Source organism: Roseivirga sp. AWQ4_251, from assembly GCF_056158225.1.
On the sequence record NZ_JBSWSW010000001.1, the window covers coordinates 2,867,154 to 2,892,239 of the forward strand.

21 protein-coding genes and 1 tRNA gene are annotated in these 25,086 nt (G+C 39.8%); 4 read left to right on the forward strand and 18 right to left on the reverse strand.

The features are described from left to right. The first annotated feature begins 52 nt into the window (after window positions 1-52). Complete coding sequence (gene aroF, locus ACXACJ_RS12510; RefSeq protein ID WP_475134748.1) at window positions 53-1,063, forward strand: 3-deoxy-7-phosphoheptulonate synthase; 1,011 nt, start codon at window positions 53-55, stop codon at window positions 1,061-1,063. A 55-nt stretch (window positions 1,064-1,118) separates the two neighbouring features. On the opposite strand, the gene ACXACJ_RS12515 is transcribed toward aroF, so the two are convergent. Both ACXACJ_RS12515 and ACXACJ_RS12520 read right to left on the reverse strand, forming a co-directional pair. Then, a complete protein-coding gene (locus ACXACJ_RS12515; protein WP_475134750.1) occupies window positions 1,119-2,033 on the reverse strand; it encodes an alpha/beta hydrolase in 915 nt (304 codons plus the stop codon). Between the two features lie 19 nt (window positions 2,034-2,052). After that, window positions 2,053-3,075 carry a carboxylesterase family protein gene (locus tag ACXACJ_RS12520; RefSeq protein ID WP_475134752.1) on the reverse strand — a complete coding sequence of 341 codons (1,023 nt, stop codon included), beginning with the start codon at window positions 3,073-3,075 and terminating at the stop codon, window positions 2,053-2,055. Between the two features lie 235 nt (window positions 3,076-3,310). Here ACXACJ_RS12520 and ACXACJ_RS12525 point away from each other — a divergent pair, with 235 nt between their 5' ends. Further along, entirely contained in the window at window positions 3,311-4,048 is a 738-nt protein-coding gene (locus ACXACJ_RS12525; RefSeq protein ID WP_475134753.1) for an NUDIX hydrolase, read from the forward strand. A 27-nt stretch (window positions 4,049-4,075) separates the two neighbouring features. Here ACXACJ_RS12525 and ACXACJ_RS12530 read toward each other — a convergent pair whose 3' ends face one another. From ACXACJ_RS12530 to ACXACJ_RS12605, 16 genes are all read right to left on the reverse strand, one after another. Beyond that, window positions 4,076-7,693: a DUF4961 domain-containing protein gene (locus ACXACJ_RS12530; RefSeq protein ID WP_475134755.1), complete on the reverse strand. Its 3,618-nt coding sequence runs from the start codon at window positions 7,691-7,693 to the stop codon at window positions 4,076-4,078. Between the two features lie 145 nt (window positions 7,694-7,838). Further along, complete coding sequence (locus ACXACJ_RS12535; RefSeq protein ID WP_475134756.1) at window positions 7,839-9,614, reverse strand: SusF/SusE family carbohydrate-binding protein; 1,776 nt, start codon at window positions 9,612-9,614, stop codon at window positions 7,839-7,841. A gap of 11 nt (window positions 9,615-9,625) precedes the next feature. Beyond that, window positions 9,626-11,212, reverse strand: a complete 1,587-nt coding sequence (locus ACXACJ_RS12540; RefSeq protein WP_475134758.1) for a RagB/SusD family nutrient uptake outer membrane protein — start codon at window positions 11,210-11,212, stop codon at window positions 9,626-9,628. A 14-nt stretch (window positions 11,213-11,226) separates the two neighbouring features. Beyond that, window positions 11,227-14,205, reverse strand: coding sequence for a SusC/RagA family TonB-linked outer membrane protein (locus ACXACJ_RS12545; protein ID WP_475134760.1), 2,979 nt, complete (start codon window positions 14,203-14,205; stop codon window positions 11,227-11,229). Window positions 14,206-14,513: 308 nt separating this feature from the next. Beyond that, a complete protein-coding gene (locus ACXACJ_RS12550) occupies window positions 14,514-14,975 on the reverse strand; it encodes an ExbD/TolR family protein (protein ID WP_475134761.1) in 462 nt (153 codons plus the stop codon). 1 nt (window position 14,976) lies between these two features. After that, complete coding sequence (locus ACXACJ_RS12555; RefSeq protein ID WP_475134763.1) at window positions 14,977-15,639, reverse strand: ExbD/TolR family protein; 663 nt, start codon at window positions 15,637-15,639, stop codon at window positions 14,977-14,979. A 6-nt stretch (window positions 15,640-15,645) separates the two neighbouring features. Beyond that, the gene (locus tag ACXACJ_RS12560; RefSeq protein WP_475134764.1) at window positions 15,646-16,008 is read right to left on the reverse strand and encodes a hypothetical protein; all 363 of its coding nucleotides are present in this window, start codon (window positions 16,006-16,008) and stop codon (window positions 15,646-15,648) included. 26 nt (window positions 16,009-16,034) lie between these two features. After that, window positions 16,035-16,835 carry a MotA/TolQ/ExbB proton channel family protein gene (locus ACXACJ_RS12565; protein WP_475134765.1) on the reverse strand — a complete coding sequence of 267 codons (801 nt, stop codon included), beginning with the start codon at window positions 16,833-16,835 and terminating at the stop codon, window positions 16,035-16,037. A gap of 94 nt (window positions 16,836-16,929) precedes the next feature. After that, window positions 16,930-17,016, reverse strand: a tRNA-Ser gene (locus ACXACJ_RS12570). A gap of 89 nt (window positions 17,017-17,105) precedes the next feature. Continuing rightward, the gene (locus ACXACJ_RS12575; RefSeq protein ID WP_475134767.1) at window positions 17,106-18,155 is read right to left on the reverse strand and encodes an asparaginase; all 1,050 of its coding nucleotides are present in this window, start codon (window positions 18,153-18,155) and stop codon (window positions 17,106-17,108) included. Continuing rightward, the gene (locus ACXACJ_RS12580; RefSeq protein WP_475134768.1) at window positions 18,152-18,943 is read right to left on the reverse strand and encodes a TatD family hydrolase; all 792 of its coding nucleotides are present in this window, start codon (window positions 18,941-18,943) and stop codon (window positions 18,152-18,154) included. Before ACXACJ_RS12580 ends, ACXACJ_RS12575 begins: the two co-directional genes overlap by 4 nt. Beyond that, window positions 18,922-19,989, reverse strand: coding sequence for a glycosyltransferase (locus ACXACJ_RS12585; protein WP_475134769.1), 1,068 nt, complete (start codon window positions 19,987-19,989; stop codon window positions 18,922-18,924). Before ACXACJ_RS12585 ends, ACXACJ_RS12580 begins: the two co-directional genes overlap by 22 nt. 38 nt (window positions 19,990-20,027) lie before the next feature. Further along, window positions 20,028-20,648, reverse strand: a complete 621-nt coding sequence (locus ACXACJ_RS12590; RefSeq protein ID WP_475134771.1) for a polysaccharide deacetylase family protein — start codon at window positions 20,646-20,648, stop codon at window positions 20,028-20,030. Beyond that, window positions 20,635-21,855, reverse strand: coding sequence for a PP2C family protein-serine/threonine phosphatase (locus ACXACJ_RS12595; RefSeq protein ID WP_475134772.1), 1,221 nt, complete (start codon window positions 21,853-21,855; stop codon window positions 20,635-20,637). The genes ACXACJ_RS12590 and ACXACJ_RS12595 overlap by 14 nt, the downstream gene beginning before the upstream one ends. Window positions 21,856-21,859: 4 nt before the next feature. Beyond that, complete coding sequence (locus tag ACXACJ_RS12600; RefSeq protein ID WP_475134774.1) at window positions 21,860-22,114, reverse strand: hypothetical protein; 255 nt, start codon at window positions 22,112-22,114, stop codon at window positions 21,860-21,862. Between the two features lie 9 nt (window positions 22,115-22,123). Next, window positions 22,124-23,236: a glycosyltransferase gene (locus tag ACXACJ_RS12605; RefSeq protein ID WP_475134775.1), complete on the reverse strand. Its 1,113-nt coding sequence runs from the start codon at window positions 23,234-23,236 to the stop codon at window positions 22,124-22,126. A gap of 35 nt (window positions 23,237-23,271) precedes the next feature. Here ACXACJ_RS12605 and ruvC point away from each other — a divergent pair, with 35 nt between their 5' ends. Then, the gene (gene ruvC / locus ACXACJ_RS12610) at window positions 23,272-23,835 is read left to right on the forward strand and encodes a crossover junction endodeoxyribonuclease RuvC (RefSeq protein WP_475134776.1); all 564 of its coding nucleotides are present in this window, start codon (window positions 23,272-23,274) and stop codon (window positions 23,833-23,835) included. A gap of 151 nt (window positions 23,836-23,986) precedes the next feature. After that, a complete protein-coding gene (locus ACXACJ_RS12615; protein WP_475134777.1) occupies window positions 23,987-25,075 on the forward strand; it encodes a PAS domain-containing sensor histidine kinase in 1,089 nt (362 codons plus the stop codon). Window positions 25,076-25,086: the final 11 nt, after the last annotated feature.

Sequence of the window (25,086 nt, forward strand, 5' to 3'; positions counted from 1 at the left end):
TCAAATTCATAGTTCTCGCTATTCACCATTGACAATTGACAATTGACCCATTATGATTATACAATTAGAAAAGGACATTCAGCAGGCTCAAAAAGATGCGATTGTCAACCGACTAAAAGGGCTCAAATACAAGCCTACTGAAGTAAAAACTCAAAAAGGTGATTACTTGGTCGGAACTGGAAAGAAAGATTTTGACATCCGTGAAATCGGTCATATGGAAGGCATTCGCGACATCCATATTGTTTCCGATGAATATAAATTGGTGTCGCGCAAATGGAAGGTTAAACCAACCGTTATCGATCTTGGCGATGGTATTACAATTGAAGAAGGTGGTTTCCAAATTATGGCTGGGCCATGTTCTATCGAAGGTGAAGACCAAATCAGAAAAACCATCGATCACTTGAAAGAACAAGGCATTTCGATCATGCGTGGAGGTGTTTATAAGCCAAGAAGCTCACCGTATTCTTTCCGTGGTTTGGGTATAGAAGGCCTTGAATTGTGGTACAAACTGGCCAAAGAAGCTGGCATTAAAATCATTACCGAAGTAATGCAGGTTTCACAAATTGAGGAAATGTATCCTTATACTGATATCTATCAAGTGGGCGCAAGAAACACCCAAAATTTCAACCTTCTTGACGAATTGGGTAAAGTGGATAAACCTGTTATGATCAAACGTGGTATTTCAGGAACCATCGATGAACTGCTTTCTTCTGCTGAATATGTTTTCAGTGGTGGTAACGAAAAGCTTTTGCTTTGCGAAAGAGGCATTAGAACCTATGAAAAAGCAACCCGAAACACGATGGACCTAAACGCCATTGCGGTATTGAAGGAGAAAACCCACTTACCGGTAATCGCTGATCCATCGCACGGTATCGGTATTCGCGACTTCGTAGAACCTATCGCATTGGCCAGCATTATGGCCGGTGCCGATGGAGTGATTTACGAAACACACGAAAAGCCAGAGGAAGCCTATTCAGATGGTCAACAAACGTTGAACTTCCCTGAATCTGCCAAACTCATCCACCGCATGAGAAAGACTTTTGAATTGAGAGAGAGTTTTTAAAACGAAAAAAGCCCATGGCAAATGCCATGGGCTAATTTATGAAAAACACTACAACCTAATTTCTAAACGAATCGCCAACAAACTTTAACGCCATTGCCAGGCCTGTTCGCCAATATTCCCAAGTATGGCCACCATCTCTCACTCTGAATTCAAAAGGAACATTCTTTTCCTTCATCAGATGGACCAAGTTGGTATTTTGCCTTAGGAGAAAGTCATCATCCCCGCAATCGATAAAAATCTGTGGCAAACCAGTACCTCCCCCCATAAAAGGGTTTGGAGCTTGATAGGGCTCCATTGATTTAATCATTTCGTGCACCGAATGCACTTTGTAATTGGTTGGTAAGCCTTCCTTATTTGTTGGCCCCCAAGTTTTTAAATTGAATTCTCTATTAAATCCGCTAGGCTCTTCTCCCTTTTTCAAAGGCTCAACTTCTAAAACCGCAGCACTCATGGCATAAACAGATTTAAACATTTCTTTATGTTTCATGCTATGATAAAGTGCTCCGTAACCGCCCATTGAAAGACCCGAAATGGCTCTAGTATTTCGGTCAGCCATAATTCTATATTTCTTTTCAACTTGAGGAATGAACTCTTCATAAAAAAAGTCTTCCCAGCGAATTGATTTGTCGTAGTTGTTGATGTAGAAAGCATCAAAAAGGCCATCAGGCATTATAATAATCATTTCAGGAGCTTCTCCCGAACTGATAGCTTTATCGGTAATGCTTCTCACCTCGCCTTTGGCAGCCCAATCTACATGATTCCCCGTCATACCATGGAGAAGGTAAAGTACAGGATAAGGCCTGTTGGAAGTTTCATAGCCTGGCGGCAAATAAACCGAATAGGACATGTCTCTTCCCAATATTTTGCTTTGAACGACTTCCGCTGTAGTCACCGTACCTTGTTGGGCCATTGCTCCAATACTCAATGAGATTAAGAGTAGAATGATGCCCATTCTGTTCAATAAATTCATAGGTGTAAAAAATTAAGGCTTAATAAAAAACTCCATCCAGAAATTGGATCATTCTATTCAAAGGTTCAATTGCGTCTTTCTCAAAACTATTCCCTAAAAATTCGTTTGAACCTGAATCTAAATAAGCATGATTTCTACCCTCGTATAGCCAAAACTCAGCAGGCTGTCCGTTTTCTTTCAGTTTATCAAAATATGCTTTTACTGCCACAGGAGGAGTGGTTGTATCCTTACTTCCTACATGGAAAAATTGTGGCGGAAGTTTCTTTTCGGATGCCTTCGGAATTAAATAAATTGGCGAAACGGCCTTATACATTTCGGGGTTATTCTCAGCATTGAATTCTGCACCAAACAAACCTCTGGCTTTAGCGCCTCCCATTTGCCAAAAGAAGTTTGCATCCTTTTCGAAACCGCCTTGCGCAGCCGCTAAAATATCGAACGCTCCATAACTTGGAATAGCCGCCTGAACTTTCAAGCCTCCCTCTTTAGCTACCTGTTCAGCTGTTTTTCCTTTAGGAAGGTAACTTGGCTTAAAACCATAAGGCTTTTGGGTAAATCCATGAGAAGTTAAGTTATCTCCTGCTAAAACCACCATTTCGGTTAAATGTCCCCCTGCGCTATCGCCTGTAACGGCAACTTTTTTAGGGTCTCCTCCATATTCTGCAATATGATCTTTCACCCAAAGTACAGCTCCAAAAACATCTTCAACAATCTTATTCATTGTAACGGTGTTGTTTTGGTCGCCAAGCAATCTGTAGTTTACATTCACAACCACATATTCTCCATTACCAGAAACGTATTGAGACATTTCATCCATTATGGATTTATTGTTGATTAGCCAACCTCCACCGTGAATCACTACCAAAACAGGATAGCTAGACTTTCCAGTTTTCGGGGTATAAACATCCAATGTGAGGTCAAATCCATCAGGAGAAGCAAAAATTACATCCTTTTTTACCTCAACCTGATGTTTTTGTGACACCTGACTCCATGCCTGAACCGAGAACATTAAAGTCATGATTAGTAAGAAATAAGCGCGTTTCATGTGGTGTTATCTTAATTTTTTTGGATTCAATTTTATCTGCTCAATTGTCTTTTTTTCAAAATGAATGGAAGAAATTTCAATTCACAAAAATGCACACGCTACATGTGATTGATAAAAATAAGTGAGCTAGTTTGTCAATAGGAACAACCTTTCATTGTGTCCTATTGACACAAAGATAAAATTCTATTCTATTTTTTTAGCAAATTGCAAGAAAAACTAATCTCGAGATTTAACTGTGAATCCTATTATTCCTGGCCTTTCCATCGACTGCGTGATTTTCGGCTTCCATGACAATCGCCTTAAAGTTTTATTGATGAAGCTTAAAAATATTGAGCTTTGGGCGCTTCCTGGAGGCTTCATTCGGAACGATGAAGATATTGACCAAGAAGCCAATCGGGTTTTAAAATCGAGAACGGGAATCTCAGACGAAATCTTTTTAAGGCAATTCTACACTTTCGGAAATAAGAACCGCACTCCAATGGGGCATGCTCAAATGTTGCTCAGGAACAAAATTATCGAGGCAGAAGTGGTCCCTTTTCTCGATCAGCGATTTGTTTCGGTTGGCTATTATGCCTTGGTTGAATACTCCAAAATTGAAGCCGCAAAACCTGACAACACTTCCGAATTTTGTGAATGGATGGACATTGAAGATCTTCCTCCCATGATGCTGGATCACAATGAAATTGTTGAAAAAGCTCATAGTGTTTTGCAGAAAGAACTAGATCATCAACCTATTGGCCTCAATCTGCTACCTGATTATTTCACGATGCCCGAGCTTCAGGCGCTCTACGAAACCATTTTAGGGAAGACCTTGGACAGAAGAAATTTCAGAAGGAAAATATTGGGTTATGGAATACTAAAAGCCACAGATAAAAAGCGGAATGGCGTAGCTCACAAAGCCCCAATTCTTTATCAATTTGAAGAAGAAAGCTACCAATTGGCAGTTGAAAATGGTTTCAAAAGCAATTGGTAGCTTGTATTTTTGTGTTTACTCATTCAGTTATTTCTGAATGAGTATTTTCATGGTATATTTTTTCTGATTCGTAAGGATTCCTAACACGTAAAGACCTGCGGGAATTTCCTTTACATCAATCGATTCTAATGAGCCTTCCATCGATTGATTCAAAACTACATTTCCTTTCAAATCATACAATTGAGCTGATCGAACTCGTCCAGGAATTTCTCCCTTAAATCGAATAACACTGGATGTAGGATTGGGATAGAATGAAAAGCCATTTAACTCTTCGTCCAAACCTGTTACTTGGCCTGGAATGTCATAAATAATATCTCCATTAGCGAGGACTACTCCATTTTCAAAATCGCCTTCTACCCCCACTCCTTTTAGAGTTCCATCGGCATTTCTAAACACCATTGCCAAACGATGTGCTGTTACATTAGACAAACTATAGTAATCAGCAGGCACGAAAGTAATAGACCATTGATTTGAATTTGTGCTGCTTTGGGTTAGTTGCCCAACTCCATCATCTTGCCCCCAATTACCTACTACACTGGTCCAATCCGTACCGTCTGTGGTGGTAACTACTCCTGAATGCATGTATACTTTGGATGCATTCAATAAGCCTTGATTTCCAAATCTTGCGTCAAAGGTCAAAGTGATTTCTGTATTCTGGTCGAATTCCAGAGGACTGATAGATATCAACTTTCCTTCTACCTGCATATTGACAAAAATGGTCGATCCTCTAAAGCCCTTTCCTACATTCTCCGAAGCAGCATCTCTGAAAGTCATTCCTATTCTTACGGGTTCTCCTTTAGAAATATCAAAGTATTCTGAAGGAGTCAGTTTTATTTGCCATTTGTCCTCTTCGCCTTCTACTTTGGTCATAACTCCAGCACTACCTATCACTTCCGTTCCTAAAACCTGCGAAGTCAGGTCATCGAAAACAATCCCGGCATTCATAAACACAGATTCAGCTCCAACCAAACCCTCCGTTCCATCGGGATCAGCCTTGCTAGCATCGAAGGTGATGGTAATTTCATCTGTTGCTTGAAAAGATGCTGGGCTCACAGTAACCGGATTTTGATAGACTTGAACCACTTGAGGAAGGCCTTCTGAAACCCTTTCTGAAGTATAAATATGAAATTCTCCAGGTTGCAATGTAATAGACGCTCCCGTTTCGGAAACTTCCACTTCTTGACCCGAAAATAAATCGTACCACGTTCCTGTTTGAGTAAAGTTGGCAGAAATACTACTCGCACTCAAACCAAAATTCCCTATGATGGATACATCCAAATCATCACTATCAATCACGATTCTTCGTTCAGCTCCATTAAAGTCATAGCTATAGCTGGCATTTGTTAAGCCGTTGAGGTGCGACTTTCTCAAATTCAGAATGGCTGCAAAAGCATCGTAAGTGTATTTCCTCAAAGGGTCTTCGAAATAGCCTAAGCTACCCTCATCATCACCCCATGGGAAAGGCTTATTCCCTACTCTATCATTAAAATTGATGTCTACATCGTATCCCAATTCACCAAATTGCCAAATCATTTTTGGGCCAGGAAGGGTAAAAAAGAAGGCAGCGTTCATCTTTAAACGCTCCAGAGCAATGGTTGTGTCTTTAGTGTTGTAGTCACCATTTGCTCCTCCATCAAGAAAAGCCTCATAAAGCTGGCGCTGTTCGTCATGACTTTCCATGAATGAAATATGTGTAGTTGCCTCAGCACCCGTAAAACTTGTTGAAGTATGGCCACCTAAAGCTTGATAGTAATCATATCCCTTATTTCTCCAAGGAATCATTCCTGCGTTAGACAATTCGGTTTCTTCCTGATTATCACCAAAATGCTCCAGAATAATATAAGCTTCTTCATCGGTATTTCGAATTTGATCGGCCATTCGCTTGAGAATAGCGACACGGGAAGCATCATATTTTGACCATGCGTCTACATTGTTCGGATTCTTGGTTTGTGTAAAACCTTTGGAAAGGTCGAAGCGATAACCATCCACATGATATTCACTAATCCAGTAAGCATTCACAGAATCCACAAAAGCCTGAGTATAGGTGCTTTCATGATTAAAATCGTAGCCCACATTATATGGGTGAGTTGCATCGCGATTGAACCACGGACTGTCTGTTGATGGTTTTCCACCTTCGAAATACATCATTACCATTGGATTTTGGCCGAACGCGTGATTCAAAACCATATCCATGATCACAGCAATCCCATTTTGATGGCATACCTGAATAAATTTTTTCAAATCCTCTCTGGTGCCATAATATTTATCAGGGGCGAAGAAATAAGAAGGATTGTACCCCCACGATTCGTTTCCTTCAAACTCCATAATCGGCATCAATTCAATGGCGTTGACACCTAAGTTTTTAAGATAAGAAAGGGTATCCACCAGTGTTTTATAGCTGTGAGTTTTCACAAAATCCCTTACCAATAACTCGTAAACCACGAGATCATCAGATTCAGGTCGTTCCCAATTCATTTCTGAAGCAGCCCAATCAAATGAAGCCTGTCCCGTTTTAAAAGTTGTAGCAATTCCCAAATCCTGTCTGGAGTATTCTGGAATTTCGTCATTTACAGAAGCTTCAATGTATTGATCATTCCAAGGATCAGCCACTTTATCGGCATAAGGGTCGCCAATTTTGATGGTTCCTTCCACCCAATATTGGAAAACATATTCTTGTTGAGGCGTTAAACCACTGATTTCTATCCAGAACAATTCGCCATCAGGCGTTCTTTTCATCATGTATTCGGGCTTCACCAACCAATTGGTAAAGTCCCCCACTACATGAACAAATTCTTTTCCTGGAGCCTCAAGCACCAAGGTAACCTTAGTTTCATCAGCAGAATAGTTGATTCCTTTCTTCAGCCCTTCTGGCAATGCAGCCTCTTCAGTATCTGAAACCAAGCTTACGCTGATCGTCTTTGAAACGTCAACATCTTCACCCTCAATTGTTGCCGAAATCTTAATTATGGCCTCAACGGAATGCTGAGGTGCATAGGTGTATTGAATGGTTTTGCCAGAAGTTACATTCGTTTTTTCCTCAAAACCATTGCCTTCATCAATAGCAACATTCATGGCAGTGACCTCGGCAGAAGCCTCAGCTGAAATTTCAATGGTTTCTCCTTCTTCTAAAAAATATGTGGTTTGCGTGGGAGCCTTTAAGACGATGAATTTTGGAACATTCAGGTCGATAAAAATATCTCCGTTGCTTGTCACCGTTCCACCTTCAAAAGCGCCAGTTGTTCCTGCTCCCTTTTTTGAGCCATCTGCATTACGGAAAACCATCGCCAACCTGAAGGCTGTTTGTCCTTCATCTAAACCGTAGTATGCTCTAGCACTCGCTCCCAGTGTAATTTCCCAAAGATTTTCTTCACCTTCTACTTTGGTCATTGCACCCACACCATCATCATTACCCCAATTACCAACCACACTGCTCCAGTCGGTTCCAGAAGGTCCGCTGGTCACCACCCCAGAATGCATGTACACTTTGGAAGCGCCAACGAGGCCGGCATTGCCTTTTGTGGCATCGAAAATGACCTTAATTTCCTGATCGATATTGGCATCGGCAGGTTCAATTTTCACTATCTGAGCCATTGCTCCGCTTGAAAACAGAAAGAAAAACAGACTGAGGTATAGAATTTTTTTCATGATTTGATTTTAACCTGAAGTTGGTGATGTAAACAAAATGCTCATTCTCTTTAAACCAATGAAGCCCTTACGGGCGATTATCAATCCATTCATTGGAATTTAGTAAAAAGGGGTGACCTTGAAGTCACCCCTTTATTTTGCTTAATTATTGAATGGTTATTGTTTTAGAATTATTATCTAAAATAATCGTGTAGGTACCTTCTGTTCCCGTAAACTTAAAGTTACTGTCACCATCAGCTGCATTTACCAAATTGCTGTCGATTGTATACCCCTCACCTTCATAATAAGGATAGTTCAATCCTGAGCCCCAATCTCCATCGGCAGTAAAGAATCGGAAAGCACCAGAATTATTCAGTTGTACTCTCGCTTTAAACAAGCCTGCAGCGTTTACTTGATAGAATTCAACTCGCGTATCCCAACTCCAGCCAGCTTGTGTTCCATCACCCACAATGAACATGGAAGCACCAATGATTTCGCCATCAATGATTGAAATGGTTTTATCGTTATCATTAATGATAACAGTATAGGTTCCATCGGCACCTGTGAATTTAAAGTTACTGTCGCCATCATTAGCATTAACAAAACGAGAATCAATGGTATATCCTTCACCTTCGTAATAAGGGAAGTTATGACCAGAATCCCAGTTTCCATCTTGAGTAAAGAACCTGAAAGCGCCAGCAGAATTAAGTTGCACCACAGCCGTGAAAACACCTGCATTCAATTGAGGCATCTCTACTCTGGTATCCCAACTCCAACCTGCCTGCGTTCCATCTCCAACAATAAACATTGATGGCCCAGCAGAGCCGGCAGCAGTCATAGTGATCGTTTTTTCGATTTCGTTCACTGTGATTTTATACTCACCTGGATCACCAGTGAATTGGAAGTTGCTATCACCATCATTTGCATTGGCCAAGTTTCCATCAATATCGAACTCCTCGCCAACATAATAAGGGTAATTTCTACCTGATCCCCAGTCACCTTCTACTGTAAAGAATCTAAATGCACCATTGGCAAAAGTGGTTGTAGCTTCAAAAATACCATCTTGAACCCATGTCATTTCTACCGGAGAATCCCATGACCAACCCGCTGCAGGCACACCTTCTCCTACCATAAACATCGTGGGCTGAGTCACTTCTTCCATTGCGATAGTTTTATCGGCAATGTTTACAGTAATTCTATAGAAACCAGCAGCACCTATAAATTGAAGGTTGCTGTCATCATCATTTGCATTTTCAAAGTTTGCATCTACTGTTCCTGATTCAAAATAAGTATAGCTGTAAGAAGCAGCATCCCAATCTGCTTGTTCGAAGAACCTAAATGCACCTGTGTTAAATTCTGCAATTGCAGAATACTCATTTGGCCCGGTACCGTATACTTCAACCGCCAAAGATGTATCCCAACCTTTTAGTGCGCTTCCAATCATATAAAGCGATGGAAAATCGGTTATGTATGGCGTTACATTTCTCACAATACTTTGTGAAATCAAGTCATCAACATCAGCTCCTTGAACCTCTGTAACTACCCTGAAGTAAAGATCATTTGCTTCGAAAGGTTCTAAACCTAAATTGATAGCTGCGCTGTTGATTTGAGCTACGGTTACCGCGAGGCTCGTAGCATTAACAGAACCCAAATTCACCTTAGTATCAAAAGCATCAGTAGCAGCAACCTGAAGAGTATACTGAACTGCAATTTGAACACCATAGTCCGAAGCAGACCAAGCAAAATCTTCGAACTCATTAACAGCATTCTCAAAGCTCAATTCTTGAGCACTCGCTGAAGCAGGGTTTGTAAATTCTGCACTTACAAAGTTTGCTCCTGTTAAATCGATTGTTGGGCCTACTTCCTCTTCCTCGCAACTGGTAAAGGTTACCAGAAGCATCAAGCTGAATAGACCGAATATCCAAGATTTAATATTTTTCATGTCTTATTCTTTTAGTAACCTGTGTTTTGCTTAAGATTTGGATTAGCCGTTACATCTGATGATGGTAATGGGAAAATTTTGTAGATATCGCTTACAGATTTTCCTTCTTTAACGCCTCCCTTGTAATCCCATAAATAATCTGCTGTAGTATACTTATTGAATCTGATCAAATCTGTTCTTCTGGTACACTCCCAGTATAATTCACGAGCTCTTTCATCTAATATGAAATCAAGGGTTAGGTCGGCACTTGTAATATTACCGCTATTATCGCCATAGGCTCTTTGTCTCAATTGATTCATATACCCTAAAGCTGTTGGCTTATCACCTCCAGATCCGCCTCTTAAAACTGCTTCTGCATACATCAAATATGCATCGGCCAATCTGAATAGTGGGAAGTCGGTATCCACAAAAGTTGGATCTGAGCCAGCAGCTCCTGCTTCTGTTTTATTCGACCATTTGGTAAGTGCATAGCCACTGGTAAAGGTTGGGATTTCTTCAATCTCCTTTGTTTGTCCATCGGTATAGAACATTGCTCTCGAATCTGTATCACCAGAGATATCGCTGAATTTATCAACGAATTGAGAAGTCACTCTTAAGCCTGACCAACCTCCGTCAATTCCAAAATTAGCAGCAGTCATATTACCACCTACCTGGGCATGAACGATAAATGTTGTACCTCCATAGGACTGAGTTGTAAGGCCATCATGAACTACTCCGAAAATCACACCATCCGCTTGATCATTATCGGCCATAAACAAGTGTGCATAATTATTATCCAAAGTGTAGCCTGCGTTGATCACCTTACTGGTGTAAGTCACTACTTCGGTATATTTATTTGCCCCAACATACACTTCAGCATTTAAGTACAACTTAGCTAACAACATCCAAACAGCTGCTTGATCCGCTCTGCCATACTCGTTGGTTCTTGGTGCTTTAAGGTCATCTTCAATATCAAGAAGCTCAGATTCGATATAAGCGTACAAATCTGCTCTTGAAATTTGCTCTGGCAAAAACGCTCCTACTTCATCGTCTTCAGTTACAAAAGGAACATTTCCGAATAAATCCATAGCATGATAGTAACTCAAAGCTCTTAAGAAACGGGCTTCAGCTCTGTAATATCTCACTTCCTCACGATCAGTTTCAGATGAAACACGCTCATTAATCAAACCATCAGCAGATTGACGAATAAATTCATTTGCTAGAGTGATTTGATAGAACAATCGAGAATACATTCCTCTGATGAAAATATCTCCTGCGCCATAATCCAAGTCGTGAAAATCGCGTATCGTTTGGTCATTCCATCCAATTACTGCTTCGTCAGTGGTAAGTTCTTGATGATAAAAATACTGACGCAAGTATGATGAAAATCCTTCATCGATACCGCCAACATCACCCGCTCCGGCAGGCCCTTGTTGCCCTGTAGTAGAAAGGCCAGCGTAAAGTTTAGCCACGAATTGACGGTAGGCATTTTCATCTTGAAAAAGCGAAATTACCGTTTGCTCATCTGGATCTAGCGGAACTACATCCAAATCACCCGTACAAGCACTTACCAAAGAAATGGCAAGAAACGCATATGTAAGTTTTATTAATTTTTTCATTGTCTTAGTCATTTTCAGAATCTAGCGCTTACACCAATAAGGAAGGTTCTTGGTCTTGGGAAGATATTATTATCAATACCGCCATTAACCTCTGGATCTAGCCCATCGTATTTCGTGATTACAAATGCATTTTGCACTGTAAAATTCACAGACAAGTCCATCAAGTTTGACATTACTCGGCCAAAGCTGTAACCTAAAGTCACGTTGTCTAACCTAAAGAAAGAAGCATTCTGAATGTAGTAGTCACTTAAGTACTGAGGGCCAGCAAAATTCGCATTGAAAATAGAAGTAGGTGCATTATTGAAGAAGCCTTCTGGGCTATACACAGATTGGTAAGTAGCACCTGCTTTTACGTTATTATAAACGTAATTATTCAAATTCAAACGAGCATTCAGAGAAAGAGAGAAGTTCTTGTAATTCACTGCAGAATTAAATCCCATATAAGTATTAGCATTAGGATTCTCTGATCTCACTCTATCAAAATCGTTGATAATTCCGTCTCCATTTTGGTCAACATATAAACCTTCTACTGGTTTTCCATTTTCATCATAAACCTGCTCGTAAGCGAAGAAGGTATTGGTAGGATATCCAACACTATGTACTTGAATGGTGTTACCAACACCGCCTCCTATGCCACCAGTAAGAACACCCAAATAACTAGGGTCATTTACTGCCGTTAGTTTTGTGATTTTGTTTGTATTGTGGGTTAAGTTGAAACCTAAATCCCATGTTAAGTCTCCCTTGTCAACAACAATTCCATTGATAGCAAATTCGAACCCTTGATTTTCTAAACTACCAATATTCGTAGTGATCAAGTTTGAGAAGTTAGTTCCTGCAGGAGCTGGAATTGTGTTTAGAAGGTCAACTGTTTTTCTGAAATAGTAATCTACGCTTCCAGTAATTCTGTTGTCCCAAAAACCAAAATCAACACCAGCATTATAAGTGCTAGTCTGCTCCCATTTAAGATTAATATCATAAGGTTCAAATCTTACAGTTCTGATTGGCTGGCCGTCAAAAGCATATCTCGAAGTTGGATCGCTATATCTTACTCGGGCAAGTGCTGGATAAGGACCACTAACATTTTCTTGTCCTGTAATACCATAGCCCAATCTAACTTTCAGGTCAGAAACAACATCTACATTAGTTAAGAAGGACTCGTCTTTTGCTCTCCAAGCAAAGGCCACAGATGGAAACAAACCAAATCTGTTCCCTTCAGCAAAGCGAGAAGATCCATCTCTACGAAGCGTAAAAGTCAACAAATATTTTTCCATCATGTTATAATTCACACGACCGAAGAATGAAACCAGATAATTTTCTGAGGGATATGAATCGTAAGCATCAATAACGAAAGAACCGCTGCCGTTAGTGGTCTCAGAATCGCTAGTGCGATAGAAGTGTTGCCAAGAATACCCCCCCAATACTTCCAATGAACTATTTAAGAAGTCAAAATCGGTATTGTATTTCAAATAGAACTCCAATAACTCATTATGCTGACTCGCTGTATAAGTATTAACAGTTCCTCCTCCATTAACAGGGTCGAACGTAGAAGGAGATTCAGCAGAAACAATATTTAATCCATCTGTTGAAGACCTTGTAGAGGCCAAGTTCAAATGAGCTCTCATTTTTGGCAGAAAAGGCATTTGGTAATCAGCTTCAAAGTTCCCAACGAATGATTTAACTTCTGCTGTGTTATTTGTTTGATCAATTAATGCAACCGGATTTCTAGGCGCATTTAGGTTTGGATCTCCATTTGGTTGAGCAAAATAAAAATACCCCCCATAGTTGTTATCTCCGCTGTAAACAGGTCTTGTAGGATCAAAATAAACTGCATTCCCAATAGCTCCATCGTTAGAGAAGTCATTATTTGTAATTGTTCCTCTAGCGTTAATCTTAATTTTAAGATTGTCATTCAATAAAGAAGGGTCAGCAGACACAGCCAATGTATGTCTGTTGAAGTTTGTCTTCTTAAGAATACCATTTTGATTCGTGAAGCCATAAGACGCTCTGAAAGGAGTGTTAGCCACATTTCCGCTAGTACTCAAATTATGAGATGTTGAATAAGCAGTCTCAAAAATTAAATTCTGCCAATCCGTATTATCAGTACCAAGTTTATCTAGCAAGGAAGGAGTGAAATTATTATCTACTCCACTATTCACCCTATCCTGAAACATCTGTCGGTATTCATCTCCAGATAAAACATCAACTCTTTTTGGCAGTGTACTTACTGAAAAGTTACCCGTATAACTCACTTGAAGATCTTGACCAGCTTGCCCCCTTTTCGTAGTGATAATAACAACACCATTAGAAGCTCTGGAACCATAAATCGCTGTAGCCGAAGCATCTTTAAGAACAGTTACTGACTCAATATCATTAGGGTTAATGATACTCAAAGGGTTTCGAAGTCCAGAGGTACCTTCATCAGAAAAGATAACCCCATCAACAACAAACAGAGGTGAATTAGAAGCCGAAAGAGAAGACCCTCCTCTAATTCTTATAGTAGCGCCAGCTCCAGGAGCACCACCATTTGTAGTAATTTGTACACCAGGAATTCTTCCTACCATTAAATCCTGAGGAGAAGGGGTAAGCCCCTTATTAAAGGCCTTGCTATCGATTTTCGAAATTGAACCCGTAGCATCCTTTTTCGTAACAGTTCCGTATCCTACCACTACTACTTCTTCAAGTTCAGTGGTATTCACATCTAGCACTACATTTACATTCGTTTGAGCGCCAACTACGACTTCTTTGGTTATGTAACCCACAAAAGAAAAAACGAGTGTGCTTCCATCATTTACATTGATGTTGTACTTACCATCAAGATCGGTAAGTGTACCGTTGCTGGTTCCTTTCTCCAGCACAGTTACTCGGGGCATTGGTAAACCATCATCCCCTCCTGTGACCATCCCTGTAACCGTTTTGGTTTGGGATTTCACTGAAAATACGACAAGCAAAAGCATCAAGCTTATTGCCCATCGAATCAAAAATCTCACATTCATACAATTGGTAATTATTCGTGTAATCGTTTGCTTAAACTACTCGAGCTCTCCAGACCAATGGAAAAACCCATAAGCAATTTAGCTATTGCCCCATATAGCACAAATTGCGCATATAATAACCAAGCATAAAGAGCCGTAAAAAACAGCCCCCATTAACTCTAAACAAGGATTTTAGAGTTGCAAACGTTTGCAAGAAAAAAGTGTCATTTAGACACAAAGAGATGTTTTACAACTGGATAAAGGCAATAAAAAAAGGGTTGCCGATCGACAACCCTTTTATATATAATCAAAAGTTATACTCTTTAGAATTAGTTATCCTCAGATTTTTGAGGCGTTGCATACATGATCTTACGAGCATTAGCATCTCTCAATTCAGTTTGGATATCTACAATAATTCCCATTTTGGTTTCTTTATCCACCTTCATGGAAATAGTAATTTGGTCTCTTTCATTTTCAGCAAGTTTATCCTTTTCAGCATTCACCCACTGTACAATTCCATCTACAGCAATAAAAGCGTCATTAGCTTGGATTAAAAACTCAGTACCGAATGACTCGTCTTTAGGCTCACCAACATAAAGGTAAGTAACCAACTTCTTCTTCTCTAACTTAACCAATTGCTCAGCTCTAGGAATATCTTGCTTCACCTTCACTTCTGTTTCTCGTAACACCGTTGTTACCATGAAGAAGAAAAGAAGCATAAAGATAATATCAGGAAGTGCTGCGGTAGGGATATCCTGACTCAACTCACTCTTTTTCTTAAACTTAGACATATTATCCTCCTACTTTAGTTGGTTCAGCAATTGAAATCGCCTTTGGAATACCTGATCTTGCACGATCGTACAAATCAGCATCTCTTGGCTCATTCTTATTCAAGTTTCTAAACTCTTCAGCAGTCAATCCAACTCTTTCGCCATAAACGCGATTGTAAGCTTCGTTCAACTGGTCAAGAATTTCGATGAAAATCTCATAGCTACTACCACGGTCAGCCTTCAAAGAAACAATTGCCTCACTTGGTCCATCAGAAGACTCTTTAGAAGCCAAGTTGTTTCTAATATATGCTTTCATAGCAGGGGGTAGAGATTCATATGTCTCTCTATCACTTACTTTGTCAGAACCCTTTTTTGAATCTGAGGGATCTCCAAAGTTGATGATAAAGTCATATACCATATCACTAATCTGTGATATATCCTCTAGTGGCTCCTCTTCCACCAACAGTTTATCAAGTGAATTCACCTGAATTTTAAAAATGTTTCTTTGCTGCTGCTTAACCTCTAATGGTTGATCATCCTCCTGCTTAGGAGGCAAAAGCAAAGTAAGACCTTTGTTGGTGGCAATTTGAGTAGTTACCAAGAAGAATATCAATAGTAGGAATGCGATGTCGGCCATAGAGCCGGCATTTACCTCCTGACTTCCTCTGTTCTTACTTCTTGCCATAATTAATTACTTAACAAGTCTTGCGATTGATGAATAAATCAAACCTACTACTGCTACAATAATAAGTATCAAAGTAGTAGTCATAGCTCCACCAATTAATCTATAAAGGTTAATGGTAGAATCTGAAGTTGGATCCATTTTGTTAGCATCAAAAGCTTGCTGAGTAATGGTATCCATATCGGCTGGGGCCATTGAATAACCTATAAAGAAGATTATTACAAGTACCACGATTCCAAGTCCACTCTTTACCAACGTTTTAGGGTTACTAATAGCATTGGCAAAGTTCATTACGATTGCGGCTACAGCAGCTACTCCAAGTAGAATGTATGCTGCGTATAGTCCTAAGTCAATCCACTGTTCCTGATCCATATTAAATCTGTTTTCAGGTTAATTAATTACTTAGATAAGTTGTGCTTTACAAGAATGTCTACCAAAGAGATAGAAGCATCTTCCATTGAATTTACGATAGAATCGATTTTAGATACACAGTAGTTGTAGAACAATTGAAGAATGATCGCTACGATAAGACCACCTACAGTTGTTAAAAGAGCTACTTTAATACCACCAGCAACCAATGAAGGAGAAATATCCCCAGCAGCTTGGATAGCATCAAATGCACCAATCATACCGATTACAGTACCCATGAAACCCAACATAGGAGCCAAAGAGATGAAAAGAGAAATCCAAACTAGACCTCTTTCCAAACGACCCATTTCTACTGAACCATAAGCGATAACTGATTTTTCAACCATTTCGATACCTTCTGACATTCTCATCAAACCTTGAGTGAAGATAGAAGCAACTGGTCCTCTTGTACTTTTTGTAACTTCTTTAGCAGCTTCAACCCCTCCAAACTCAAGAGCGTCTTCAACTTTGCTCAAAAGTTTGTTAGTGTTAGTAGTAGCCAAGTTCAAGCTGATGATTCTTTCGATAGCGATAGCTAAACCAAGGATCAAACAGATCAATACAGGAGCCATAAATGTAGGGTCACCTTCAATGAACTTGTCTTTTACAATTTGCTGAAATGATCTATCCTCTCCTTCTGTTGCTAATTCATCAGAATAGTCAGAAGTCTCTGGGTAGGTGTCCACAACTTGCTCAGTTGCTTCGGTAGCGGTTGTATCTTCCTGCGCGTATGTCTGGAATCCAATCGCTAAAACGCCTAAGATCATCAATAGTGAGAATAACTTTTTCATAGTCTAGTTTTGATTAATAAAGGTTAAAACGGTTTCTAAATTATTAATAATTACGATTAAAAGAAATTTATACTTAAATTTTTAGTTGATAGTGCGGAGAGAGAGGGATTCGAACCCTCGATACCCTTTCGAGTATACACACTTTCCAGGCGTGCTCCTTCAACCACTCGGACACCTCTCCTCTTACTTCGCGCTATTCGCAAGGTGACAAATAAATCAATAAAATAACCTTTATGCAAGCCGAATTTTGTTTTTGTAAAACATTATAAATCATGTCATTTCGCCTGAAATTGGTGTTATAAGGCATTTTTTTACATCTGCGGTATTGACAAATTTACCAAAAGCATACATCATTTTGGTGGTGGCTGCCTCAGAGGTAAGGTCCGCTCCGCTAATCACGCCCAAGCTCTCTAGTGCGCTACTGGCCTCATATCTTCCCTGAATGACCTTGCCGCCATTGCACTGCGAAACATTCAAAATCACCATTCCATCTTCTACAGAGGATTTCAATATTTCCAGAAACCAGGGCTGGTGAGGAACGTTGCCTGAGCCGTAGCTTTCTAACACAACACCCTTTATCGATAAGGTTTTGAGCGTGTTAGCTACAACTGCTTCTGAAATACCGGGGAACAATTTCAGGATGGCTACCTCATTTTTCATCTCTGTTCTCAGTTCTAGCACAGCATTCTGATCATAAGGTTTCAATGCTGAAAAATTATAATCAATAACGATTCCCGCCTCTGCTAGAATGGGGTAATTCTCTGATTCGAAGGCATCAAAGTGTCTGCTTTCCACCTTCTTTGAACGGTTACCGCGTAGTAATAAATGATTGAAAAATATACATACTTCCGAAACTACTGGAATACCATCTCTTTTATCAGCGGCAATTTCTAGGGCCGTAATAAAATTCTCTCTTCCATCAGATCGGGGCGATGCAATAGGCAATTGAGCCCCTGTAAAGATGACAGGCTTGTTCAAACCTTGCAACATAAAGCTCAAAGCTGAAGCCGAATAAGCCATAGTATCTGTTCCGTGGAGCACTATAAACCCATCGAAAGCAGCGTATTGCTCATAGATGATCTTAGCCATTTCTACCCAATGCTCAATCGTTACGTTTGATGAATCGATGGGAGGATCGAACGGTATAACGGAAAGGTTAATGCCCAATTCATTCAAAACAGGCATTCGAGCCACAATATGTTCAAACGCACAAGGAACTAAGGAACCCTGTTCGTCATAATCCATTCCCAATGTTCCACCTGTATATATTATAAGTATAGAAGCTCTTGGGTTTGCTGAAAACTCTAGTTTGGTAATCATCCGTTTACCTTAAAAAGTGTATTAGCGTTGTCGCTTGTAATATTAACAAAATCCTCTAGGCTCATTTGCCTTAAATCGGCTATAAATTGTGCCACCAATTTAATGTAAGCAGGCTCGTTTCTTTTTCCTCTATTCGGAACGGGCGCCAAATAAGGACTATCGGTTTCCAAAACCACATGATCAAGGTTCAATTGAGGGATAACGTCAGCCATTCCGCTATTTTTAAAAGTAGAAACTCCACCAAGACCGATATGAAATCCCAGCGCACGAATCCTTTCTGCTTGTTCAAAACTTCCATTGAAGCAATGAAAAACGCCTGTAAGGTTTTCATCCTTCACTTTTTCGACCAAATCGATAGTCATATCTAATGACTCACGGCAATGGATAATGATGGGCCTTTCATATTGTTTTGCCCAGTTTACCTGAACATGGAATGCTTCAATTTGCTGATCAAGGAAAGTTTTATCCCAATAAAGGTCGGTTCCCATTTCGCCAATGGCAGCAAAAGCTCTTTTGCTCAACCATTCTTCTATGATATAAAGCTCTTTTTGGAAATCCTTATTTACTGAACAAGGGTGCAAACCCATAGTGGCAATGCATAAATCAGGATTTTTGTCTTCCAATTCCATCATGTCATCAATAGATGTATGGTCTATATTAGGCATGTATATTTTGGAAATACCTGCTTCCCTGCTTCTTTCTAAAACTTCTTGAATATCGTCCTTAAACTGCTCAGCGTATATATGAGCATGGGTTTCTATCATAACTACAACTTTCTCTTCTTCCACATAATACTGGGGCTAAACACCAGCGATAGCAACGCAAATGTATCTAAAAGCGAAATAATTATAGGTTTGAACCAAGTTAAGTTGAAGTTATCTTCATCCAATTGCCTTCTCACCTGAATGAATTTCAAATTTTCGACACATAATTTGGCAAAAAGAAGGAGCACGATGGCGTAAAATTGCATGCCCGAAGCGAATAACAAGGCAACAAAGAGCAGAATGAAAGACAGCCGAACCACGGAAAAGCCTAGAGCCGACCATGGTTTATAACTGAAGAGTCCACTTAACCATCGTTTTCTCTGTAAAAGCAAATTGCTGAATGAACCGAGGGGTTGTGTGTAAGCTCGTGCTTGGGAAGAAATCAATTGAAAGATTCTAAAACCGTGGCCCTTGAACTTCAACATCAGCTTTAAGTCCTCCACTTTTGTAGCTCCCAATGATTCAAAACCTCCCACTTTATGAAGTGCCTGGGCACTGACCAGCATATTATTACCTAAAGCCGAAAGGGGCTGATCAATATCAGCAAAAGCTTTTAGGGAATGTAAGCTGATGAGCCAGTCGTTATTTTGGAGCCGTGCTAAGGTTCCATTTGTTGCAACCTCTGTATAGCCGCTCACCATTTCGTAACCTTTTTGGGCTGAAGCAACCATAGTTTTGAGCCAAGAATCCTGAACTTCCATATCGGCATCTAAAACGGCTATAAATTCAGAGTTGGAAACTGCAGACAACTGAGCCAGCACATTGGCTTTTGCAATCAAACCTTTGAAACCCTCTTCAATCCGAATGCTTTTAACATTTGGAACTCGTTGAACATAATCGCTAATAATGGCTGCAGTAGCATCTTCGGAATGATCATCACCGATAAGAATCTCGAATTTATCAGCAGGATAATCCAGTCTTAAAAGGCTATCGAGGCATCTTTTCAGATTTTTCTCTTCATTTCTAACCGCTACAAGCACACTGACCATTGGCCATTCAAGTTGATCAAAATCTGGATTTATGGTTTTGAAATTGATCTCGAAACTGATGATCAATAAAGTTTCAGCCAATAGGATGATTAGAAATAAGATGACAATCGCCCAAATGATCATAAAGAATCAAAGGTAAAACCTAGCTTGTTAAAGTGTTCGAGATATGCGGGGAACACCTTCTCCAAGTTATTAAATGCCTTTATACTATCGTGAAAAACGATAATTGAACCAGATTTAGAATATTTAATGCTCTTCTCTAAAATGGTGTTGGCATTTAAACTTTGAGAAAAATCTCCAGAAAGCACATCCCACATTACAATCGTTTTGCCAGCCAATTGTTTCCTTTGCTCTCGCGTAATTTTGCCATATGGTGGCCTGAACAGGTTCGTTCTAACGCCTTGTTCGCGAATTGCTTCTTCACATTTCAGGAAGTCCTTCAGGTAAGTAAGCGATTCGGTTTTCCAGCCATTCAAATGGCAATGCGTGTGATTCCCCACAGAATGGCCTTCACCTAAAAGCCTTTTGAAAATATCAGGATTTCTTTCGATGTTCTGTCCGACACAAAAAAAAGTTGCCTTTGCATTATACGACTTGAGCACATCCAAAACCCACGGGGTCACTTCCGGAATGGGGCCATCATCAAAAGTGAGAAATATGCACCGCCCATTAGGTGGCATTCGCCAAAGTAATTTGGGGTAAACGATGCGAGCGAAAAAGGGTGTTTTATGCCAAATCATTATTTACCCTACAAGATAGGAAGGTAAGATCATCAGCAAAGGGATTTCCGGATTTGAATTTATCGAGTTCTTCAATCAAAAGATCGTGCGTGGCTTGCAGGCCTTCGTTTTGATGTTTCACCAAAAATTCTTCTAGCCTTTCAGGCCCAAACTCTTCGCCTTCTCCATTGAAGGTTTCGGTAAGTCCATCAGTAAACATGAAAAGTGAGAACGCATCCACATCTTTTACTTCTCCCATATTTAAAAACGGAAGAGGATCGAAAGCACCAAGAATGGTAGTTCCTTCTTGCAATCGACTGATACCTTTATCGGTTATCAGAATCGGGTGGTTATGGCCGCAATTGATATAGCGTAGATTTCGCTTATCATAATCGTAAACCGCCATGAAAAACGTGATGAAATTTTCGCCTTTGGCATTCTTCCAGGTTTGGTAATTCAATTCATGAATTACTTGCTGAGGGCTTTCAGCATTTCTGCTCAAAGTTCTCAATACAGCCTGAAAATTTGACATCAGGATAGCAGCGGGCATTCCTTTGCCAGAAACATCGGCAATACATACCATAAACTGATTCTCATCGGGAATGGGAATAAAATCGTAATAATCTCCCCCTACTGTTTTGCAAGGCTTATAAAAAGCTTTGATTTCAAGTTCACTTGTGTTGGGTAGCGAATCGGGAAACAGATAATTCTGAACGTTTCGCGCAATTTCCATTTCTTTTTGAACCGCTTGCTGTTCCAACTGTTTTCGCGCCAAACGCTTATTTTCAATCGCTACGAGAATGATGTTGCTCAGCGCCTGAATGAAAGTGGTATCCACTTCGTTTTCTTCTCCCAGCGTTTTCACAAACACAAATGCAAGGAGTTTATCCTTATGCATTACAGGAATTATAATATCGAATTCGCTAAAACAAGGAATGGACAATTCTGCTTCGCGAACCTCCACAATTGAGGTTAAGCTCAAACAACTTTCATCAAGCTCTACTTCATGAAAATTGCGTTTGGTTCCAAACTGCACCTTACATTCCCAATCTTCATCTTTAACGTAAAGCACCATTTTAGCCAGTTGCAAATTCGCCCGAAGGGTAAATTCATAAATCTTATAGAGGTCTTCTTCTGGCAGGTTATTATTAACAGCCTGGGTGATCTCCAAAAGAGCATTCACCTCCATTTCCTTTCTATAAAATTTCCTCTGAAGCGTATTGAGCATATACTTAGCGACCGTTGTGAACTAATAAACCTTCTTTTGTGGCAAGATAAAAATAGGATTTCCAGTCTGTGCCTAATTCCTTTCTATCGATTGGGTGATTGGCCTGCCTATCGGCAAAGCATTTTACCCAGCCCTTTTCGATTAAGGAGGAGAGTGTTTCAATTAATGCGCCTTCGGCCAAATCGGTCTCTTCTAAAACGGCCTCAAACGGCTGAACAAAATACAACTCATCCAACACATCAAACTCAAGCTCGGTCATATTATTGCATTAAATCCTGAAACTTCTACCCTTCCATTGGAAGTTCCCAAAATTAGAGACCACGCCAAAATAAAGCACATAAAAAGGATAAAAGGTTTGAAGTAAAAAGAAATGGAGAATAGGCCATTTTTGGTTTACTGAATTAAAAAAACTTCGGATTAAGAAGAACTCGCACATAATTTTCAATGCGAAAACCGGCCAATACATCTTTAAGTAGTTTTCATCGGAAAACAACATTACCAAACCTAATACATAAGAAAGTTGAATAGTAAATACGGCTAAAGCCGAAACGATAGTAGAAATCCGATTACCAACCTTCCATTTACTAGCCCAGCGTTTCCGTTGCTGAACAAAATCAATAAAATTATCTAGTGCATTTGTATGAACAACTGACTGACTGCTTTTAGAAAAAAACACTGCCTTTTTATAGATTCTGGCAATTTTCATCATCAACAATTCATCATCACCTGACGGGGTTTGATCAATGCCTTCAAAACCATTTACTTTTTCAAAGGCACTTTTGCGATAAGCCAAATTAGCTCCATTAGCCATTGTTGGTTTTTTGGAAGTAATTAAAACGCCAGAAACGGCCATAATTGCTCCAAATTCCACCCTCTGAAATTTCTGAAAGAGGCTTTTACCTTCCAATACTACTGGCCCCGCCACCATCTGCACCTGCTCTTTAACAAAGGGCTCAACCATTTTTAATATCCAAAACTGATCGAACCAGCAGTCGGCATCGGTAGTTAGAATCACTTCGCCAGAAGAGTTTCTAACCCCAAAATCAATGGCTGCCTTCTTACCTTCTATTTCTTTCAAATTGAAAATTCGATAAGAAAAAGAGACTCCAATCAAAGCTCGCTGAAGTACCTCTAGGGAATTATCGACAGAATGATCGTTGATGAAAATAACTTCGTAGTCTTGATAAACTTGAAGTTTGAGCGATTCGACCAACTTAGTCAAATTGGCCGCTTCATTCCTGAAAGGAACAATTACCGAAACCTTGCCCTCAAAACTTTTTTCTTTATTGGTGACTTCCGCTGAAATATTCACATATATGGCCACCGCACACATGAGCACCAACGCATAGCCTATAAGAACAATCAGAATAGCAAAAAACATACACGAAGAAAATCGAAAGCTTTCTAACTTGCACCATGCCTTTAACAAAAGCTGACATTCAGGAAAAAATCATTTTGGGGATAGACCCGGGAACCAGCGTAATGGGCTATGGTCTCATTTTAGTAAAAGGTAAGAAAATCAAGCTTTTGCAGTTTGGGGTAATTCACCTAAGCAAATACAAAGGGCACGAACTTAAATTGAAGAAAATCTTCGAAAGAGTAACCTCAGTGATTGAGGAATTTCAACCTGATGAAATGGCTTTGGAAGCACCTTTCTTTGGAAAGAACATTCAATCTATGTTAAAACTGGGACGTGCGCAGGGTGTTGCCATGTCGGCTGCTTTGGCGCGAGAAATCCCCATTACCGAATATGCTCCTAAAAAAGTGAAGCAGTCTGTAACAGGAAATGGAAATGCTTCTAAAGAACAAGTGGCTTCTATGCTTCAAACTTTATTGAAAATAGAAACGCTACCCAAGCTATTGGATGCAACAGATGCTCTTGCTGTGGCACTTTGCCACCACTTTCAAGGAGGCAACCAGCAGAGCGGTAACAAAAGCTGGAAAGCCTTTATTTCAGAAAACCCAAATAGGGTCAAATAAACGGCATCAAATTCTTTAATTCAGAACAACATATTTTTTTATACATTTCTAATGTGCTGAATCCTTTTAAGTTATACTTTTGCTTCCAAAATATTTTTTAATCGATACGCACGATTACAGGCTTTGCTCTGTTAATCAATAAAGAGGCGCCATGAACGAGAAGGATTTAATTGATATTCCGAAGTTATTACCCACCGAACCTTTTTTTAATCTCTCGCACGACCTACTTTGTATCGCTGGCTACGATGGGTATTTCAAAAAAGTGAATCCTGCTGTTTTAAAGGTTCTAGGCTACACAAAAAAAGAATTATTCTCACGTCCAATTGACGATTTTATCCACAAAGGGGATCAAAGTCAAACTGAGAAAAACAGAAAGAGCCTTTTAGCCGGAAACCCTTTACTCCATTTTGAGAATAGATACATCACCAAAACAGGTGAAACGGTATGGCTCTCCTGGACTTCAATGCCTATCGAAAGTGAAAAACTAGTATATGCTATTGCCAAGGATATTACATACAAGAAAAAACTGGAAGAGGAGCGGACTCAATTGATAGATCAGCTTACCGAAGTAAACGAGGAAATTAAGCGGATTTCATACACTACGTCTCATGATCTTCGAGCTCCAGTGAATAATTTGCTCGCCTTGATCGGTATTTTGGATGAAACTCCCCTTCCTACTAAAGAAGCTGAAGAATGTTTTCATCATTTAAAAATGTCGGCTCAGCAGATTAAGCACACATTAGATAATTATTTAGACAACCTGAGCCAACAAGTTCATAGCCAAGCAACGGTTGAAAACATCAATATTGAGAAGGTTCTCGATATGGTTCTCAAAACAATTGGCTCTTTAATCGAAAGTTCAAACGCTTCTATTCAATTCGACTTTTCAGCTTTCAATTCTATTCCGTTTAACGAAGCTTATTTAGAAAGCATTTTGCTGAACCTATTAACAAACTCCATTAAATACGCCAACCCCGACAACACGCCAAGCATAAAAATTTCCACTCGGGAAAAAGGTGGCTCAAAGCAACTCGTGTTTACCGACAATGGAATGGGCTTTGACATGGATAAAGTCAAAGGCAAAATCTTTGGATTGAACCAAACCTTCCACCAACATGGTGATAGTAAAGGTGTTGGTTTATACCTAATCTATAATCACGTAACCAGCCTTGGAGGCAAAGTAGATGTTCAGAGCAAAGTAAATGAAGGAACAACCTTCACTATTACTTTTGAAGATTAACAGAGCCTATA